This window comes from Neisseria sp. P0001.S005 (assembly GCF_051963715.1).
Map to the genome: position 1 here is coordinate 1 of NZ_JBQCTZ010000081.1, position 15,526 is coordinate 15,526.

The following is a 15,526-nucleotide window of genomic DNA, read 5'->3' on the forward strand; positions in this document are numbered from 1 at the left end:
CCAACTTCAATAGTGGGAAGCGGTCGATGTGTTTGGCAATCATGGCTTGTGCGGTTTGCTGGAAGAAGGTGCTCATGAGAAATCCCCTAAATGTCTTTGTGGGAATTTAGGGGAATTTAGGGGATTTTAGGGAATTTTGCAAAGGTCTCATACTTTTTTATTCTAAACCTGAGCAAAGAAATCAAAATGACAGGCACAAAAAAGACCGGAACATATCCGGTCTTTTTAATAGTTTCGCACTTACGCTTGGTAACCTTTCGCCTCGGCAAGCAGGGCCAGCAATTCTTCAGTCGTATCCCAACCGATGCAGGCATCCGTAATACTTTGACCATAAACTTCAGGCTTGTCTTGACGGCCTTCAACCAAGTGGCTTTCCACCATCACGCCCATGATGTTTTCTTCACCGGCTTTCAGCTGCGCCGCAACATCGCGCGCTACATCCATTTGTTTGCGGAAGTCTTTACGGCTGTTGGCATGGCTGCAGTCCACCATCAGTTTGCTGCTCACACCGGCTTTTTGAAGCTGCGCAACCGCGTCTTTAACGTGTTCCGCGCTGTAATTAGGCTCTTTTCCGCCACGCAAAATTGCATGGCAGTCAGGGTTGCCGCTGGTGTGGACAATCGCGGAATGACCGGCTTTGGTTACAGACAGGAAGTGGTGCGGATGATTGGCGGCACCGATGGCGTCGATGGCGATTTTCAGATTGCCGTCCGTACCGTTTTTAAAACCGACAGGGCAGGAGAGGCCGCTGGCCAATTCGCGGTGTACCTGGCTTTCAGTCGTACGCGCACCAATCGCGCCCCAAGAAATCAGGTCTGCGTAGTATTGCGGCGTAATCATGTCCAAGAATTCAGTCGAAGCAGGCATGCCCATTTCGTTCAAAGTCAGCAACAACTGACGCGCTTGGCGCAGGCCGTAGTTGATGTCAAACGTACCGTCCAAGTGCGGATCGTTAATCAAGCCTTTCCAGCCAACGGTTGTACGCGGTTTTTCAAAATACACGCGCATTACAATCAGCAGCTCTTTCTCATATTTTTTGCGCAAGGGCAGTAATTTTTGCGCATATTCAACCGCCGCCTTAGTATCGTGAATCGAACATGGGCCGATGATGACCAGCAAACGGTTGTCGCGGCCATGAACCAAATCCGCAATTTCATGACGTGTTTTATAAACCAAATTGGCAACCTGAGGCGTAACAGGCAGCTCATACAAATGTGCGATTGGAGGGAGTAACTCTTTGACTTCTTTAATCTTAATATCGTCGGTAGGGTGGTGTTGGGACATGATGGACTCTCTTGTTTATTTTTGATACAGGTTACAGGTTTTAGCAGAATTAAACAAGGCTTAGTTTTTTGTTTTAGCAATTTTATTCTAAAATTTCTTTGTTTAAATTATTTTATGGAATTTAAAATTATATTATTTAAGAAAATTAATATTTAATGCTATTAAGAAATTTCATTTATATAATAAAGGGCTTTGAGCTTTTATCAAAATATAGGCCGTCTGAAAAAGTTCAGACGGCCTTTCTTTAATTAAAACGGATACTAAATCTCATCTCAATCTATGTTGCGAACGCTTATTTTGCAGAGCTGCTGACTTGTTTCATCCAGGCAAACAGTTCGTCCAAGTCATAATCGCCGCCGTGGCCGACATCCCAAGGCAGGGCGTAGTCGACGGTTTGGCCGTTGTTTTGCAGTTTGGCGGCTAAGACGGCGGAGACTGCCAGTGAGGTGTCGCGGTCGTTGGTGCCGACACGGATGCGCCAGTTTTGCGGCAGGCTTACGCCCGGTTTGCCGATGTAGTTGAGCGGGTTCATGATTTTGATGGTTTCTTCATCTGCGATTTCGGCGTTGGCGGCGGTATTGTGTTGCATGGAGAACGCGGTGAAGTGGCGTTTATCGACGGTATTGGTGCCGAAGAGTTGGTTTTCGCCTGCGCTTAAATCTACGCCGTCAAAGGCCGGCGGTGTTTTTTGGCGGCCGGCGGCTTTGGCGTAGGCATCGAAATCGACGGAGACGACTTTGCCGTTGCGGACGGTCAGCCATGTGCGGTCGCTCAGGTCTTTGCCTGCATCAAGCTGGGCTTGTGCGGATTTGGCAAGTAAACCGGCAATATGGTTTTTAAAGCTGCCGTTGCCTTGGGCGTCCAGTGTCAGGGGTTTGCCTTCGGGGGATTTTAGGTTCAGGCTGTTGAGGTATACTGGGTATAAGGGTTTGAGGAGGTCGGATAGTTTTTTCTCGTCATCGGTCAGCGTACCGGCAACCAGCTCGCGTTTGACGCGGTAGTCGAGCATGGAAATGTTCATTTTTTTGTAGTCGTTAACGCCGTTGAACTGCCATTCGTAAGCCATGTCGGCATGGTCCAAATCGGTAATCGGGCAGTAGGCGGATACGGCGAAAATCTTGTCGCTGCTGTCTGCCGCACCCAATGCTTTCAGATATTTTTCGTAATCTTTTTGGTCGGCTGTTGCGCCTAAGAGGGCGGACATCGCGCCGCCCGCGCTTGTGCCGTTGGAAATGATTTTTTCGGCATCGCCGGGCATGGCTTTGTCGTTGGCTTTCAGGTAACGGACAGCGGCTTTCAAATCGACAATTACGGCGGGTGCTTTGCCGGTGGGTTCTGTCCGGCCGCGTGCGCCAGGGGAGGCGACGACGTAGCCTTTGGAGAGGGCAACCAGGGCGGCGTTGGGCGATTTTTGGCCGTCTTCAGGCTCGTCGCGTTTGCCTTCTAAAGCAGGTTTACCCGGTTCGGCAGGCATATAACCGCCGATTTGGTTGGGCAGGAAAATCGGTGCGGTTTCGGCATTGAAACCGTCTATCTCGCCGCCGTTGTAATAGGCTTCGGGTACATAAATATTGATGATTTCGTAACGGGTATCGACAGGATTGCGGACGTACACCACGCCTTCGTAAGCGCGGAATTTGACGGCTTGACCGTTCACTTCGATGCTTTGTTCGGTGTATTTTTGTTTGGAGAAGTCTAGGTCGTAGGTGTCTGCGGTTTTGACGGAAGCGCAGGCGCTCAATCCCAGTGCGACAGAAACGGATAAGAGGGTTTTGTTCAGGGCATTCATCATCATACTTTCTGAAGAGGTGAACGGATATGATAACAAATACTAAGGCCGTCTGAAACGCCAAGTCGGGTTTCAGACGGCCTGATTTTTTGTAACGTTATGCGGTGTTGTACGTTATGTTGGTAAAGTAATATTGGCTTGGATTTTATCTATTTGATAAATATGAATTTAATAAGGCGTTATGCTTTAAAAATCTATTTATCCGGTATCTGTAAAAGTTTGAATCTGTCTTGTAAATCAATATGCAGGACAGGCATTTTTGCTTTATTCACAGGTTGGTTCTACTTGTCAGAACGTTTTGCTCAATTCGATAAACATTTTGGTTTTGCCGTATTCGTAGAACTTGTCGTTGCTCCATGTTTTGTTGTGGGCAATGGTCAGGCGTGGGGTGATGCCTTTGAAATGGAGGGCGCGATGCCATACACTCAGGGAGGCGGAAGCTTCTTTGTCGCGGCGGTTTTGTTCGTTGCTGAAGAAGCTGGGGGCTTGGTAATGGCGTTGGGCGGCGCTGAGGCGTAGGACGGTGGAGAGGCCTTTGGGCCATTCTTGTCCCCATGTGGTGCGCAGGGCGTAGCGGTTGAAGCTGTCGCTTTTGTCGTCGCGGTTGCGTTCGCGGTAGAGGTCGATACCGGCTACCCAGTATTGGCGCGCGTTGCGGTAGTACACGATGGAGTTGCTGAGCAGTTGGCTGGTGTTGTTGGAATGCTCGCGGCGGCCGTTTTTCAGACGGCCTGCTTCAAATGCGCTGAGGGTTTGCAGCTTGGGTTGCCACCAATGGTTGTAGTGGAGGCGTGCGCCGTTGGTGTAGGTATAGGGGTCGTTGCCGTAGAAGCGGCGTTCGTGGAACGGGGTCATGCCGACGTCGTTGCGCTGGTCGGCATAGCCGATGCCTGCCGAGAAGCGTGTGGTGAGGTCGTTGTAGTTGGTGTGTTTGGGATAGATTTTGCCGTAATGGTCTGCGCCTGCCGTGGCATAGAAGCCGCGGGGCAGAGACCATTTTTTTTCTGCGCCGATTTGGTAGTGGATGGCGGTGGCATCGATGGGTTCGGGGAATGTCCAGCCTCGGAAGCAGTCGTCGTCGGGATAGATAAGGCGCACTGCGCGGCATTGTTCATCGCTCAGGTGGTTGCCCAGACGGCGTTGGCCGGGGGCTTGGTTGATGTTTTGTTCGCGCGTGATGTTCAAGCCGGCATTGAATTGCCATGAGTCGCGTTCGCGCAGGGCTTTGCGGTAGGTTTCGATGCGTTCTTGCAAGGCAGGCGGGAGGGATTCGGTTTGCAGTTTGTCGAACTGGTCGGCCGCGGCTTCGTTTTGTTTGTCTTCAAACAAGGCGGTCGCAAGCTGCCAGCGGACGGCGGAAGCATCGGGCTGCTCGGCGATAAAGCGGCGGTAATGGCCGATGGCTTCGGCGGCGCGTCCTTCGGATTGGGCAAGCAAACCTTTGGCATAGCGTGCCATGGCGCGGTCGTGTTCTGGCCATTGTTCGTAAATGGGCAAAACGGCTTTGATGCCGGGGATGTTGTGGGCGACGACGGCGGAATACATGGCGCGTGCCAGTAATTCGGTGTTGGCAAGCAGGGTATCGGCATCGACGTTGATGATTTTTTCAGACGGCCTATTTGTCTGCTCGGCAGGAATGTTGTGCGTTTCGGGTTGTTGGGGTTCGGCAGTGTTGACTTGAAGCTCGGGTTTTACGTCAGGCGGCACATCGGCGGCGTGAAGGGAAAGGGGAAGGATGGCGAGGAGGAGCAGACGTTTTTTCATGGCAATGTTTGGGATGTTATCGGTATAAGTGGGCAGATTGTACAATGTTTTGAGTCGGAAATTTTGCAAACCGATTGCCATTTTATCTGATAAAGACGATAAAAGGCCATCTGAAACCCGATGGGATTTCAGACGGCCTTTGTTTGCGAGTCGGATTTAGTTTTTGTCCAAGTCCAAATCGGCTTTGTATTCGATACGGCCTTGGCCTTTGTCTTCGATGGAAACGTCCAGCTCTTGTTTGCCACGTTTGAATTTCAGATCGGCATCGTCGTGTTTGATTTCAGACTCAACCACATGGAAACCTTTGCTGCGCGCGTGGGCGATCACTTTTTTGGCCAAAGAAGGAATGGAATTGCGTTGGCCGGAAAGTTCGGCTTCGTATTCAAATTCGCCGTTGCCTTGATGATCGGCTTTTATGGTGTGCGCGCCATCCGGACGGTAGATTTCGGAAGGCAGTGGGGAGGCGAATGCCGTGGCGGAGAAAAGAGCCAAAATGCCGGTGGCCAGTAACGATTTTGTTTTGGTCATCGGTTTTCCTTTCTGAAAAGGGTTTTGAGAACGGCATCATCTTATCGGCAGGTATGAGGGGCGGCAAGCGGATAAACCTGATTTTACGCGCGGCTACATGATTTGTTTGGAGGGCGTTGGTTCTTTGCTTTGGGCTGGTGTTTGCTTGCAGAAAAATGCTGCTGGGAAAGACTTAGCCGAGGCGGAACAATTCGCTGCCGTGCGCCTTCAGCCATTGTTCGGCTTGGTCAACATGCGGCGTGAGCGAGTGGGTCAGAGCCCAAAATGCAGGACTGTGGTCGGGATGGCGCAGGTGGGCGAGTTCGTGCAGGCAGACGTAGTCGGCGACATATTCGGGCGCGCCGATGAGCCGCCAGTTGAGGCGGATGCCGGTGGTGTGGCGGCAAACGCCCCAGAAGGTTTTGGCGTTGGAAAGGGAAATGGCACTCGGGGTCAGACGGGTGGTTCGGATATGGCCTTCGAGGCGCGGCAGCAGATACTCGTGCGCACGCTCGTGCAGAAGGCGGCGCAAATGGGTAAGTTGGGCGGCGGTTTCTTTTTCGGGCAACAGGATTTCAGACGGCCTGATTTGGATGTGGTTTGCTACGTGGACGGACAAGGCCGTCTGAACGCCTTGATACCAAATCCATTCGGGAAGCGAGTCGGTGGGTGTTGGTCGGGCCGGTGTTTTGTTTAAGGTACGGCGCAGGAGGGCTTCGTTGTCGTTCAGCCATTGGGTAAAGGTGTGCTGGGTAACAAATGGAGGGATATTGATGCTGACGGTATCGGCGGAAACGGGGCGCAAGATGAGGTTTTTCTTGGCGCTGCGTTTGAGCTGGATATGAATGGTGAGGCCGTCTGAAAGGGTGTGGGTATGGAGGCGGGGCATGATATTAATGGAAATATTGGACGGCATGGAAAGGCGGGCATAGCGGCTCACCCGATGGAATGATTTATTTGGTTTTGGGCGCGAACGGACCTTGTCCGGTAATCAGGGGCTGTTGGCTTTCGATCCATTGCTCGCATTGGGCCATGAGTTCGGCTTCATTGCCGTTGTTGTGGGCAATGGGTTTGCCGATGATGACGCTGACCGTGCCGGGGTATTTGAGGAAGGAATTTCGTGGCCAAAACTCGCCGCTGTTGAGCGCGACGGGGACGATGTCCATCTCGAACATTTTTGCCATGCGCGCGCCGCCGAGCTTGTAGCGGCCTTTTTCGCCGGGTGGCAGGCGTGTGCCTTCGGGGAAAATGGTAATCCAATAGCCTTCGTTTTTACGCGCAAGGCCTTGTTCTAAAAGTTGTTTGTTGGCTTCGCTGCGGTTGTTGCGGTCGATGCCGATGGTTTTGACCAGCTTCAAGCCCCAGCCGAAGAAAGGGATTTTGAAGAGTTCGCGTTTGGCAACATAGACTTGTGGCGGAAAAATTTCTTGCAGGGCGAGGGTTTCCCAGCCGCTTTGGTGTTTGGCGCAAATGATGGCAGGGTGGTCGGGAATGTTTTCCGCGCCGCTTAAGGTGTAGTTCAAACCGATGATGTGCTTGAGCGACCAGTTGAGGATGCGCACCCAAACTTGCGCCATTTTGTGTGCGCCGCCTTGGAAGGGCAGGGCAAGCAGCATAAAGGGGAACAGCAAAATAATGCTAAAGGAAAGGATGAACCAGTAAATCAGGTTGCGGATAATCAGCATATCGGGGAAAAGTCTGTCGTTTGAAGGCCGTCTAAACACCGTTGTCGGCAGTTTTCAGACGGCCTTGTCGTTTATAGGATGGCTTGCGTGGCTTCTTCGATTTGTGTGTTTTCACGCATGATGTATTGCGAGAAAGCCAGCAGGTTGTCGAAGACTTGGGTATGTTCGGGCAGTTCTTGTTCGTGTTTGGCCAGCGTTTTTTTGCCTTTGCCGGTCAGGACGAGCGCGGATTTGCCGCCTGCGGCATCAATGGCCTGCAGGTCGCGCAGGCTGTCGCCGACCAGCCAGGTTTCGGCGGCATTGGCCTTGAAGCGTTCGATAATGTCGATAATCATGCCGGGCTTGGGTTTGCGGCATTCGCAGTTGTCGGCGGCGGTGTGCGGGCAAAACCAAATGCCGTCGATGGTACCGCCTGCTTGAACGGCAAGGCGGTGCATTTTCGCGTGCATTTCGGTCAGGTCTTGCACGGTAAAGTATTTGCGGCCGATACCGGATTGGTTGGTGGCCACGGCGATGGTGTAGCCTGCCTGCGTTAAAAAGGCGATGGCATCCATGCTGCCTTCGATGGGAATCCATTCGTCAACGGATTTGACGAAATCGTCGCGGTCTTGGTTGATGACGCCGTCGCGGTCGAGGATGATGAGTTTCATGGTGTTCCTAAATATTGTTTTCAGACGGCCTTCAACATATTGAGAGTTTGGTCGATATGATGCGTTAAGGTGGGATTATAGGTTAATGCCTGCATAGGAGAGGTAATTTTGTGTTTTCCCTGTCGTTTGAGAGAAACTGCTTGAGTGATGGCTTGTGCCAATGTTTCTGGGTTTTGACGTGAGAAAAAGAAGCCTGCATTTTCGTTCATGACTTCGGTACATGCCATATTGTCGGAGAAAACAACTCGGGTTCCACACAAAATAGATTCTATACCAACCAGTCCGAATGGTTCGTACAGTGATGCCATAATGGTGAAGTCAGCAGCTCGGTAAAGTTCAGGCATATTTTTGCAGAAACCAAGCTCAATAACGTTGTTCATCGGGTGGGGTAAAGCCGATCCGGCAACAGCCAGTTTGATGGGCAAATCGGTATGCTCAAAAAATTCTGCTAATAAATCCAAGCCTTTTCGGGTGTGTCCGGTTGATGGAAATAGGAAAATAGTTTCGTCGTCTTTAAATCCGTATCTCGCACGAGTTGCAGGAATTTCTTCCGGTTTAGCGTAGAAGCGTGCAGTATCGGCAGGTGGATGGATAACATGGATTTTTTCAGAAGGTACCCCATAGAGGTTGATCAATTCGTGTTGCATTAGGTGTGAATGCGCCATGATCAATTTTGCCGTTGAGTAGTTGGTGCGGTTACGCCGAATGATGAGTCTATCAAGTAGGTTTGGGGTTTTACCCATGTTGTGCAGGTAACCTAAGTGTGTACCGCCGCAGACAAAGATATCAGCATAATCACTGGGATTGCAGGCAATAAGGGGGATATTCCTGTTTTGCCGGAGTTTGGCCAATTGCATACTGAAGAAAAAAGGACGCAACTTTTTTGGAATCTTTTTTTGATTGACGTGATGCGTATCAACTTGGCGGTATTCAGGAATCGTTGTATCGATTTGTGCAGCAAAGACGGTAGGTTTGATGCCGTGTGCGTTTAAACCACGGACCAGGTCGAAAGTGTAGCTTTCCATGCCGCCACCTGGACGGAAGCAGTTAATAGCAATGTCGATAGAATAGTTCGGCTTCATTGTGTGGATTCTTTCGAATATTTTTCTGCTTTCAAACTGCTTTTCCATTTTTCAAAGGCCGTCTGAAAAACGGGTGTCAGTTTGGCGAAGGTTTCCGGGGTGTTTTTGACGTGGTAGAAGCCGCCGAGCGAGGGCGTGTCAAGGGCGAGGACGTAGTCTTCCATAAATGCGCCGTAGCCGTCTTCTTCGTCGGTGTAGTAGAACTCGGTAAACCGGTGGCCGAGTTCGGTAAAGTCGTCCGCCGTCAATGCGCCGTCCATGTGTTTGAGCAGGAAGTGCCGTCCGCTGATTTTGCCCGAGGTCATGGCGGCGAAGTCGGCTGCGGTTTCTGGGGCGGTTTGCCAGACGGGTTTGACGAGGCCTGCCTGTGCCGCCCACTGCCAGTACATGCCGATGTGGGTAGCGGCGTTTTCGGGCGGGAGCTGGTCGGGATAGTCTTCGTCGAGATGGAAACGGATATTGTCGTACATGGACGGGGTTCGTTGGGGGAAAGAGGGTATTGTAGCGGAAAATAATGAATTAGGCCGTCTGAAAGAGGGTGTTTCAGACGGCCTTAAGGGAATTTAACCTTTAAATACGGGAACAAGCTCCAGTTGGCTCAATATTTGGGCGGCAATGTTGATGATGCCGAAGAGGAAGACCCAAACCATCAGCCAGAATCCGCCGTAAACTTTGTAGTTTTTGCCGGCGCCGAATTTATGGCGCGAGCGGTAGAGCAGCATGGCGGGGATGATGCCTGTCCAGATGGTTGCGGCCAGACCGACGTAGCCGATGGCGGTAACGAAGCCGGTAGGGAAGAGCAGGCAGGAAATCAAAGGCGGCAGGAAGGTCAGTGCGGCAGTTTTGGTACGGCCGGAGATGCTGTCGTTCCATTTGAAGATGTCGGCGATGTAGTCGAACAGGCCGAGTGTTACGCCGAGGAAGGACGTTGCGATTGCCATGTAGGAGAACAGAGTCAACACTTTGTCCATATTGCCGGTTTGGGCGAACTTGGACAGCGTTTCGATCAGGACGGAAACTTGTCCTTCTGCGGCGATAACCGGTGCGAACTTGTTGCGCGGCAGGTTGCCTTGGATGGCGATTTGCCAGAGGATGTAAATCACAAGCGCAATCAGCGTTCCTGCCCATAGGGATTTGGCCACTTTAGGCGCGTCGCCTTTAAAGTATTTGAGCAGGCTGGAAACGTTACCGTGGAAACCGAATGAGGCAAGGCAGACGGGCAGGGCAGTGGCGGCATACATCCAGTAGCTGGTGCCGGCAGGGGCTTGGGTGTCGAACAGGACAGGCATTTTGGCATCGGCAATCAGGCCGCCGGTTGCCCAAATAAAAGTCAATATCATGCCGCCGATGAGGATGCTGGTAAAGCGGTCAACCAAGCGTGCGGATGCCCAAACGCAAAAGGCGAGAATGCCGAAGAAGACGAGTTGGCCGACGGTGAGCGAGATTTCGCCGCCTACCGCGCTGCCGATGCCTTTGGCGGTCAGGTCGCCGCCGACGAAGATGTAGGCGTAGGTGAGCAGGTATAAAACGAAAGCGACGGCAACGCCGTTGATGACGTTCCAAGCCGGGCCGAGCAGGTCTTTAACCATAGTGTCGAAGCTGGCACCGTGCGGATAATGGGTGTTGACTTCCAAAATCATCAGGCCGCTGGAGAGCATGGAAAACCAGGTGTACAGCAACACGACCAGCGAGCCGGCAAACCATACGCCGGATGTGGCGGTCGGGTTGGCAAGCATGCCTGCGCCGATAACCGTACCGGCGATAATCATCGCGCCGCCGAATAGGGAAGGGGTTTTGGTTGACATTGTTTATCTTTCTTCTAGAAATGCGTGGCTGCCATTATGCCGTAAAGTGTAAGAAAAGGTAAAGCAAAGGCCGTCTGAAAACCCGATTGTCGTTTTCAGACGGCCTTTGATGTGTATAAATGCAACTGATTAAATCAATTTTCGCAGTTTCAATTCGTTTTTCAGATACGCGTAATAAACCGGCGCGACGATGATGCCGCCGATGCCGAAAATGCGTTCAAAGACGACCATCGCCACCAGCAATTCCCATGCGCTGGATTCAATTTCCGAGCCGATGATTTTGGCGTTGAGGAAATATTCGAGTTTATGGATGACGACGAGGAAAACCAACGAGGCGAGGGCGACGTAAAGCGATGCGCCGAGGCTCAAAATAATGATGATGGTGTTGGAAATCAGGTTGCCCGCCACCGGAATCAGGCCGACGATAAAGGCGACGATCAGAACGGTCATTTTAAACGGCAGGTCAACGCCGAACAGCGGTAAAACCAAGTAAAGGTACAGGCCGGTTAGGAAGGTGTCGATCAGTGAGATTTTGACTTGGGCGAGGAACACGCGTTCAAAGCTGGTTTCAAAATTGACGATGCGGTGCACCAATTCGGCTTTAAACAATGGCATTTTGCGGCGGTTTTTGCGCATTTTCAGGCGGTGGAAACTGAGCATGGCGCCGATGATGATGCCGATGAGGATGTACACGAAGGACGTGATGCTGTTTTTACTGATACGGGTCAGCGCGGCGCGGTATTCTTCAATCAGCTTGATTGCCGAGGCTTTGATTTCGGCCATATTGTTGGGCAACATATTGAGAATGGCAGCAGGCAGGTCTTGGCTGTTTTTGGTGTCTTCCAAAATCGCCGCCAGCTTGGCCAGCATAAAGCCGACGTGGCCGCCATGTATCAGGTGGTAAATGCCCAAAGACATCATCGCAATGATGCTGAATACGATGGCCAGCGTCAGCGTAGTGGAAATCAGGTTGATATTGTGCGCGTTGAGCGATTTATGCAGTCGCGTGTTGCGCGGTAAAACACGGCGGCGGAGTTTGAGGATCACGCCGTTGGTGCGCGTAATAAAGATATAGGTCAGGATAACCGACAGCAGCAGTGGCAGAAAATGGTAGTGCAAGACAATCAGCAAGGCCAAGCCCATCAGGATATAGGAAGCGTTACGGAAAGTCGGGTTGTCGGAGTGGGAAGAGAGTAAGGACATGTGAAGCCAATAAGGTAAAAAGCAAAAAAGTAGGTCAGGCCGTCTGAAAAATCATGTTCAGACGGCCTAACTTAATGACAGCGATTAATCGTGCAATGAGGCCGCGTGTACCGTGTTTTCCAACAAAGTAGCAATCGTCATCGGGCCGACACCGCCGGGAACGGGCGTAATCATGGAAGCGCGTTCTTTGGCGACATCAAACTCCACATCGCCGCACAGGCTGCCGTCGTCCAAGCGGTTGATGCCCACATCGATAACGACTGCGCCGGGTTTGACCCATTCGCCTTTAACGAAATTCGGAATGCCTACGCCGACCACCAAAATATCTGCGGCAGCAACTTCATCGGCAAGGTTTTGCGTGGCGCTGTGGCAGATGGTTACCGTCGCGCGGGACAGCAGTAATTCCAACGCCTGCGGACGGCCGACAATATTGGACGCGCCGACGACGACTGCTTTTTTGCCTTTCGGGTCGATGCCGTAGGCTTCCAACAAAGTCATCACACCTTTGGGTGTACAAGGGCGCATCAGCGGCATTTTGACGACCAGGCGGCCGACGTTGTAAGGGTGGAAGCCGTCCACATCTTTATGCGGCTCGATACGTTCCAAAACCGCTTGGCTGTCAATGTGTGCCGGCAGTGGCAGTTGCACCAAAATACCGTCGACGGCAGGGTCGCCGTTCAATTCGTCCACCAGTTTCAGCAAATCGTCTTGCGTGGTTTCAGACGGCAGCTCATAAGAGCGCGATTCGATGCCGCTTTTTTGGCAGGCCAGTTTTTTATTGCGTACATAAACCGCGCTGGCAGGGTCGTCGCCAACCAATACCACTGCCAAGCAAGGCGTGTGCAAACCTTTTTCCTGACGCGCTTTTACCGCCTGCGCGACCGCCTCGATGCGTTGCTGGGAGATTTTTTTTCCGTCTATAAGTTGTGCAGCCATGATTTTTCCTCCTCAATAGGGATAAATATTGCGTTTAAATTATCGCATTTTTCAGACGGCCTGACACAAAAGAGTAGCCCTGATTACGAAGCATAAAAATAAATAACGATTAAAAATAATAAGATAATCGAAAAATGAAAAAATAAAGCAAAGTAAGTGTTGACCGGGTTAAAAAGGGTCTGTATAGTTCAGGTCTTCAGTCGGGGCGTAGCGCAGCCCGGTTAGCGCATCTGCTTTGGGAGCAGAGGGTCGTGAGTTCGAATCCCACCGCCCCGACCACAAAATTCTTAGCACGAATCGGCATGAGCGCCCGTAGCTCAACCGGATAGAGCACCGACCTTCTAAGTCGGGGGTTACAGGTTCGATTCCTGTCGGGCGTGCCAATTTTTACGGTGGCTGTAGCTCAGTTGGTAGAGCCCTGGATTGTGATTCCAGTTGTCGTGGGTTCGAGCCCCATCAGCCACCCCAGATGAAAGCCTGCATATTGTATGCAGGCTTTTTCCATTTATACCCGAATTTTACTTCAGATTTAATTGGGTTTCAAAAAAGTATTTATCAAACCGTTTCATCATGGCATCGGTAAAAATGGCGTTTGCCGTGTTATCAAATATCAGTGAATACGCAATCAAGCCCGAATATTGTACCGTTCGGTATCTTTTTATGGCGTTTCGCCGTTATCCTTTATAATACCCCGATTATTTTCTGTTTCATTCCCAAAGGAACCGCATCATGTCCGAATGGTCAGCTCCAGAATTTGAATCCAAAATTTGTCCGCCCGAAAAGCTGGCGGAGCGTTTGGCGGCATTGCCCCGTCCGCTGGTGTTTACCAACGGTTGTTTCGATATTCTCCATAGGGGCCATGTAACGTATCTGGCGCAGGCGCGATCGGCCGGTGCGGCTTTGGTGTTGGCGTTGAATACCGATGCTTCGGTGCGCCGTCAGGGCAAAGGGGACGACCGTCCGATTAATCTTTTGGAAAACCGCGCGGCAGTGGCAGCGGCATTGGCGAGCGTGGATTTGGTCACATGGTTTGATGACGATACGCCGGCTGCGTTGATTGAAATGGTCAAACCCGATGTATTGATTAAAGGCGGCGATTGGTCTGTGGATAAGATTGTCGGTGCGGCCGAGACGTTTGCGCGTGGCGGCAAAGTATTTTCGATTCCGTTTTTACACCAGACTTCGACCACCAAAACGTTGGCGAAAATCCGCGAAGCCGGAGGAGGCGAATGACGGATTTGAACAGCCGCCATTGGACTTTGCTCGCCGCGCTTTCAGACGGCCTGCCGCAACACGTTTCTCAGTTGGCGCGAGTGGTCGGTATGAAACCGCAACAATTAAACGGATTCTGGCAGCAGATGCCGAGTCATATCCGCGGTTTGTTGCGCCAGCATGACGGGCAATGGCGTTTGGTGCGCCCTTTGGCTGTGTTTGCCGAAGAATCTCTGCAGCAAATGGCAGGAAAACAGGGTTTTCGTGCGCAGTTGAAACACGAATGTTCGTCCAGTAACGATGAAATCATGGCGTTGGCACGCCAGTCGGCAGATTTGGCGCATAAGACCTTGTGTGTGGCGCATTTCCAAACCAAAGGCCGCGGACGGCAAGGGCGAAATTGGGTCAACCGACAAGGCGAATGTCTGATGTTCAGCTTGGGCTGGACGTTTGATAGGCCGCAGTATGAGCTGGGTTCGCTGGCGTTGGTGGTGGCATTGGCTTGCCGCCGTGCGCTTGCCGATATCGGTTTGGACGTAAATATCAAGTGGCCGAACGATTTGGTCGTGGCCAACGATAAATTGGCCGGTATTTTGATTGAAACGGCGAGGGTAGAGAATAAGACTGTCGCCATCATCGGCATCGGCATCAATTTTGTATTACCGAAAGAAGTTGAAAACGCCACTTCCGTGCAGGCCTTGTTTCAGACGGCCTCTAAGCAGGGCGTAAGCGTCAAAACCTTGTTGAATGCGGTGTTGACGCAACTTGATGCGCTGTTGAACGAATACGCACAAAACGGATTTGCGTCATGTGTCGGCGAATACAATGCCGCCAACCGCGATACGGACAGACCAGTGTTGCTGCTTCAGGAAGGACGCGTTGTACACGAGGGTGTGGTCAAAGGCGTGGATGCGCAAGGCGCGTTGCGTTTGCAGACGGACAAGGGCGAGAAAACCATCGTCAGCGGCGAGATCAGCTTGCGTCCGGATAATCGTCCGGCACAACCTGCCGCCGCCAAACCGGAACGCTTTTTGCTGCTGGACGGAGGCAACAGTCAGTTGAAATGGGCGTGGGTGGAGAACGGCACATTTTCCGAAGTTGGCCACGCACCGTATCGTGATTTGACCCAGCTGGGCGAAGAATGGCTACAATTTGCCGATGAAGATGTGAAGATTGTCGGTTGCGCCGTGTGCGGTTCGGTAAAAAAAGCGATGGTTGAAGAACAATTAACCCGTCCGGTCGAATGGCTGTCTTCCATGCCGCAGGCTTTGGGTATCCGCAACCATTACCGCTGCCCTGAAGAACATGGCTCCGACCGTTGGTTTAATGCGCTGGGCAGCCGCCGCTTTACGCAAAACGCCTGCGTCGTCGTCAGCTGCGGTACCGCCATAACCACCGACGCGCTGACGGAAGACAATCATTATCTCGGCGGCACCATCATGCCCGGTTTCCACTTGATGAAAGAGGCGATGGCGCTCAAAACCGCCAACCTCAACCGCCCCATCGGCAAGGTATATCCGTTCCCAACCACAACGCCGAACGCCATTGCCAGCGGCATGATGGATGCCGTTTGCGGCGCGTTGATGATGATGCATGGCCGTCTGAAAGA

Annotated in this window: 14 protein-coding genes and 3 tRNA genes; 5 read left to right on the top strand and 12 right to left on the bottom strand. The window is 51.8% G+C overall.

Annotation, left to right across the window (positions count from 1 at the left end; all coding sequences use genetic code 11):
* Window positions 1-240 precede the first annotated feature (240 nt).
* From aroG to folD, 12 genes are all read right to left on the bottom strand, one after another.
* Window positions 241-1,284: a 3-deoxy-7-phosphoheptulonate synthase AroG gene (aroG, locus tag ACTHSP_RS11015; protein ID WP_049329504.1), complete on the bottom strand. Its 1,044-nt coding sequence runs from the start codon at window positions 1,282-1,284 to the stop codon at window positions 241-243.
* A gap of 292 nt (window positions 1,285-1,576) precedes the next feature.
* Entirely contained in the window at window positions 1,577-3,073 is a 1,497-nt protein-coding gene (locus ACTHSP_RS11020; protein WP_318250484.1) for a subtype B tannase, read from the bottom strand.
* Window positions 3,074-3,361: 288 nt separating this feature from the next.
* Complete coding sequence (locus ACTHSP_RS11025; RefSeq protein ID WP_318250483.1) at window positions 3,362-4,837, bottom strand: surface lipoprotein assembly modifier; 1,476 nt, start codon at window positions 4,835-4,837, stop codon at window positions 3,362-3,364.
* Window positions 4,838-4,993: 156 nt separating this feature from the next.
* Complete coding sequence (locus ACTHSP_RS11030; RefSeq protein WP_049351508.1) at window positions 4,994-5,365, bottom strand: hypothetical protein; 372 nt, start codon at window positions 5,363-5,365, stop codon at window positions 4,994-4,996.
* Window positions 5,366-5,537: 172 nt separating this feature from the next.
* The gene (locus tag ACTHSP_RS11035; protein ID WP_049351511.1) at window positions 5,538-6,233 is read right to left on the bottom strand and encodes a M48 family metallopeptidase; all 696 of its coding nucleotides are present in this window, start codon (window positions 6,231-6,233) and stop codon (window positions 5,538-5,540) included.
* 64 nt (window positions 6,234-6,297) lie between these two features.
* Window positions 6,298-7,029: a lysophospholipid acyltransferase family protein gene (locus tag ACTHSP_RS11040; protein WP_049351507.1), complete on the bottom strand. Its 732-nt coding sequence runs from the start codon at window positions 7,027-7,029 to the stop codon at window positions 6,298-6,300.
* 71 nt (window positions 7,030-7,100) lie between these two features.
* Complete coding sequence (gmhB, locus tag ACTHSP_RS11045) at window positions 7,101-7,679, bottom strand: D-glycero-beta-D-manno-heptose 1,7-bisphosphate 7-phosphatase (RefSeq protein ID WP_049351506.1); 579 nt, start codon at window positions 7,677-7,679, stop codon at window positions 7,101-7,103.
* 20 nt (window positions 7,680-7,699) lie between these two features.
* Window positions 7,700-8,761 (bottom strand): glycosyltransferase family 4 protein, encoded by a 1,062-nt coding sequence (locus tag ACTHSP_RS11050; protein ID WP_049351505.1) that lies wholly within the window; start codon window positions 8,759-8,761, stop codon window positions 7,700-7,702.
* Window positions 8,758-9,231, bottom strand: a complete 474-nt coding sequence (locus tag ACTHSP_RS11055; protein ID WP_440346100.1) for a DUF7832 domain-containing protein — start codon at window positions 9,229-9,231, stop codon at window positions 8,758-8,760. Before ACTHSP_RS11055 ends, ACTHSP_RS11050 begins: the two co-directional genes overlap by 4 nt.
* Window positions 9,232-9,324: 93 nt before the next feature.
* Complete coding sequence (locus ACTHSP_RS11060; protein ID WP_440346101.1) at window positions 9,325-10,566, bottom strand: aromatic amino acid transporter; 1,242 nt, start codon at window positions 10,564-10,566, stop codon at window positions 9,325-9,327.
* Between the two features lie 129 nt (window positions 10,567-10,695).
* The gene (locus tag ACTHSP_RS11065) at window positions 10,696-11,769 is read right to left on the bottom strand and encodes an AI-2E family transporter (protein WP_107723977.1); all 1,074 of its coding nucleotides are present in this window, start codon (window positions 11,767-11,769) and stop codon (window positions 10,696-10,698) included.
* 84 nt (window positions 11,770-11,853) lie between these two features.
* Entirely contained in the window at window positions 11,854-12,705 is an 852-nt protein-coding gene (gene folD, locus ACTHSP_RS11070) for a bifunctional methylenetetrahydrofolate dehydrogenase/methenyltetrahydrofolate cyclohydrolase FolD (protein WP_049336906.1), read from the bottom strand.
* A 201-nt stretch (window positions 12,706-12,906) separates the two neighbouring features.
* Here folD and ACTHSP_RS11075 point away from each other — a divergent pair.
* From ACTHSP_RS11075 to ACTHSP_RS11095, 5 genes are all read left to right on the top strand, one after another.
* Window positions 12,907-12,984: transfer RNA gene (locus ACTHSP_RS11075), tRNA-Pro, on the top strand.
* 27 nt (window positions 12,985-13,011) lie between these two features.
* Window positions 13,012-13,088, top strand: a tRNA-Arg gene (locus tag ACTHSP_RS11080).
* A 9-nt stretch (window positions 13,089-13,097) separates the two neighbouring features.
* Window positions 13,098-13,173 (top strand) — tRNA-His (locus ACTHSP_RS11085).
* A gap of 258 nt (window positions 13,174-13,431) precedes the next feature.
* Window positions 13,432-13,938 carry an adenylyltransferase/cytidyltransferase family protein gene (locus ACTHSP_RS11090; protein ID WP_152333332.1) on the top strand — a complete coding sequence of 169 codons (507 nt, stop codon included), beginning with the start codon at window positions 13,432-13,434 and terminating at the stop codon, window positions 13,936-13,938.
* Window positions 13,935-15,526 (top strand): bifunctional biotin--[acetyl-CoA-carboxylase] ligase/type III pantothenate kinase (locus tag ACTHSP_RS11095; protein WP_440346102.1); only part of this gene is annotated, 1,592 nt, incomplete at its 3' end. The genes ACTHSP_RS11090 and ACTHSP_RS11095, both read left to right, overlap by 4 nt.